The organism is Clostridioides sp. ZZV15-6598, from assembly GCF_020657705.1.
Classification (GTDB): Bacteria; Bacillota; Clostridia; order Peptostreptococcales; family Peptostreptococcaceae; genus Clostridioides; species Clostridioides difficile_F.
Genome location: NZ_JAGWCS010000220.1, coordinates 1 through 3,595, shown reverse-complemented (window position 1 = coordinate 3,595; position 3,595 = coordinate 1). Strand labels below are relative to the sequence as shown.

4 protein-coding genes are annotated in these 3,595 nt (G+C 27.3%); all 4 read right to left on the bottom strand.

Annotation, left to right across the window (positions count from 1 at the left end):
• Positions 1 to 206 precede the first annotated feature (206 nt).
• The 4 genes from KGF50_RS20765 to KGF50_RS20750 are packed head-to-tail and all read right to left on the bottom strand — an operon-like array spanning position 207 to position 3,472.
• Entirely contained in the window at positions 207 to 1,166 is a 960-nt protein-coding gene (locus tag KGF50_RS20765; protein WP_227849817.1) for an NrtA/SsuA/CpmA family ABC transporter substrate-binding protein, read from the bottom strand.
• Positions 1,167 to 1,197: 31 nt separating this feature from the next.
• Positions 1,198 to 2,067 (bottom strand): ABC transporter ATP-binding protein, encoded by an 870-nt coding sequence (locus KGF50_RS20760; RefSeq protein WP_227849816.1) that lies wholly within the window; start codon positions 2,065 to 2,067, stop codon positions 1,198 to 1,200.
• The gene (locus KGF50_RS20755) at positions 2,060 to 2,842 is read right to left on the bottom strand and encodes an ABC transporter permease (RefSeq protein WP_227849815.1); all 783 of its coding nucleotides are present in this window, start codon (positions 2,840 to 2,842) and stop codon (positions 2,060 to 2,062) included. Before KGF50_RS20755 ends, KGF50_RS20760 begins: the two co-directional genes overlap by 8 nt.
• On the bottom strand, positions 2,843 to 3,472 hold the full coding sequence (locus KGF50_RS20750; protein ID WP_227849814.1) for a hypothetical protein: 630 nt from the start codon (positions 3,470 to 3,472) through the stop codon (positions 2,843 to 2,845).
• Positions 3,473 to 3,595: the final 123 nt, after the last annotated feature.

Below are 3,595 nucleotides of genomic sequence, written 5' to 3'. Positions count from 1 at the left end.
ATAAAATACATTATGTAAAATACTATAAAGACATCTTCTTACTATTCGTAAATAAATCTATTATTTCTTTAAAAACACTCTAATAATTTAAAGTAAAAACAGGTATATTCGCTATATAAATATACCATTAGCATATATTTTTATCAATAGAATAGAAAAAGTTACCTTAAATAAGGTAACTTAAACTTTTAGCACTATCAACACTACTATTTAGCTTTATATATTAATTCTTTTATGTTTACTTTTTTCTCTTGTAATCCATTTTTTATTAAGAAGTCTTGTGTATCCTCAAGAGAAGATATATCTTTATCTGTTATATCTAAACTAAAATCATACCAAGCATATAACTCTTTAGTTTCTTCAACGCTTAAATCAACTTCTTTTGCTACCTTTTCCATAGCCTCATCAAAATTATTGTTTACATATTCTAAAGTTTCTTTTTCAACTTTCATAAATCTTTCAACTACCTCTGGATGTTTTTCAGCAAAATCTGTACTAACAGCAGTCACTATTATACCATCTACTAAACCTTCACCATTTGCTACAAGTTTACTTCCAGACTTCATAGATTTAAGAGCTGCTGGTCCAGCAATCAATGCAGCATCAACACTACCATCAGAAAGAGCTGCTGATGCTTCTGGAATACCCATATTAACAAACTCAACATCATCCATACTTAGTCCTTCTTTATCAAGTGCCGCAATTAATACTTGATGTAATATAGTCCCTTTTGGTCCTGCTACTTTCTTACCAGCTAAATCTGCTGCTGATTTTATTGAATCATTATTTGTTAAAATCATAAATCCTTTTGGTGATCTACTATAAGTATTTAATATTTTTAAATCTACACCATTAGATGCTGCTATCAAAGCTGATGTACCTCCTAGTGCATGTAAAAAATCTATTTCACCAGCCGCTAAAGCCTGTGTTTGCTCTGGACCTGTAGTTATTTCATGAAAATTAACTGCTATATTATCTTTTTTAAACTCTTTCCCAAATAAATCATCTTGTTTTTGAATTATAGAAGGTACATTTAGTGGTGATTTTACATAGGTTAAATTTATTTCTGAAAGATTTTCACCATCATTCTTTTTTGCACATCCAGCTAAAGATGCTGTCGCAAGTGTCAATATTGTTATACCTATCAATAGTTTTTTTAATTTCATATTTTTACTCCTTAAAATATTATTAATTTCTTTAAATGCTTTTATTTGATTTCATTGTCATTAAAATATCTTTTTTTAATTTAATATAGTAATTTGAAGTTAAATCCCTATTATAATCATCCTCTATATTAAATTCTTCTATTTTTCTTTCATTTGTAAAAACAACTATTTTTTTGCCTATCTTTAATGCTTCATCAATATCATGAGTTACAAATATTACACCTTTATTAGTTGATTTATGTATTCTTATAACTTCATTTTGCATATCAATCCTTGTAAAATAATCTAGTGCTGAAAAAGGCTCGTCCATAAACAACATATCTGGATTAAAAGAAAGTGCTCTAGCTATACTTACTCTCTGTGCCATACCTCCTGAAAGCTCATTTGGATAAGAATTTTTAAATTTCTGTAAGTTCATCATTTTAAGATATTTTTCTATATCAATACTATCTTTTTTGTTTGATTTACTTAAATCATTCTTGCTATTTAAATATATAAGATTATCATTTCTACCTTTATTAATGCTACTTTTTGAGTGATTTAACTTATTGAGTATTTTATTTAAAATAGTACTTTTTTGTTGATTGTGAAAAGCTATATTTTCACTTACATTTAGCCAAGGCATCAACCTACTTTCTTGAAACACAAAGCCAACATTAGGTCTATACTCTTTATTATCTTTTACAAACCTAATCTCACCACTATTTATATCTTCAAGTGATGCAATTGCCCTAAGTAAAGTAGTCTTACCACATCCACTTTCACCTAAAATTACAGTTATCTGACTTCTATCTATATTTAAACAAATATCACTAAGCACTACATGTTCTTCATTATCAACTTTATAACTTTTAGATAGATTTCTGATTATATACCCAGAATTACATACTGAATTACTCATATGCTTCCACCATCTTTCCTTTGCTTACCTTTTTTACAATAATTGAAAATATATAGTCTGTAATTATTCCTAGAAGTCCAATTACAATTATTCCTACAATAACAACATCTGTTCTAGACATTTCTTTTCCATCAGATATTAAGTATCCAAGACCTGACGAAGCAGCTACAAGTTCAGCTCCTATAATTGCTCTAAAACTATATCCAAGTGCTAACTTTAGACCAACTGCAATATCGAGAATTGCATTAGGAATGATTATTCTAAATATTATCTGAAGCTTTGACAATTCAAATACTCTACCTACTTCAATTAACTTTAAATCACAATTTCTAATCCCCTTTAATGTACTTGTAAAGATTGGGAAAAAAGATGCCAAAATTATAATTATTATTTTTGATTCTTCACCTATGCCAAACCATAATATAAGCATTGGTATTAGAGCAAGTGGTGGTGTATTTCTCAAAAAATTTATCAATGATTTAAAGTACTCATAAACTTTACCGTAAATTCCAAAAAATATACCTAAAGGAATACCTATAATTGTACTTATTGCAAACCCTATCAAAACTCTTTTCATACTTGCATATACATTAATAAATATTGAACCATCATTTATCATATTTAAAAATGTACTATACACTTTTTCAGGTGGTGGTAGTATATATTCACTCCAAATACCAAGATAATTTGTAATTTTCCACAATACAAGAATTATAAAAAATATCAAAACACTTTTTACTAATCTTAAAAGTTTATCATTAATTTTATTGCCCATTTACAAACCATCTCCATTATTACATCCATCTTTACAATAAAACATTTCTACTATATCATACTTATCCTCAGAACCATTTTTAATTTCTTGTATTTTACTTAATATTTCATCTTCACTTGATACTTCAAGAACTTTTTCAAAAGAATCCTTAAAATACCCTAATGGAATTGGAGATTCATCTATTTTTCCAAGTGACTTTATACCTTCCTTTTCAGCAAATTCCTTCCATGTATAAAATAGAGCATTATCTTTATCCTTAAACTTTTCACCTGCAAAATCTCTTAATTGTGTACATGGACAGGTTACTATTAACATATCTTCTTCACTTTTAATATATTTTTCGTATAAGACTCTACAAGTCCTTACCAATATTGGTTCTATCATAGGAACTTCAAAGCCATCTATCAAGTTATTTCTTTTTAAAAGATTTATGCTTTCTGGACATCTACAATCTAACATTGTATTCTCAATCTTTTTTGCATATTCTTTGTACTGATTCTTTACATATTCTAATTGTGCCTCACATTCAACCATTATGTACCCTTTTTTTATCAAAGTTTCTTTGATAATATTAAACTTTTCCCCATACATTTTTTCTGCTACTGGATTTATTAGAAGATATTTATTCATAGCTCCCCCTATTATTTAATATTGAATATTATTCTCAACTATTAGTTTAAATGAGCTCTTAGTTTTTGTCAATATATTAATTTTTTCTTAAAAAAGTAATGTTTATTTACACATTATTACTAT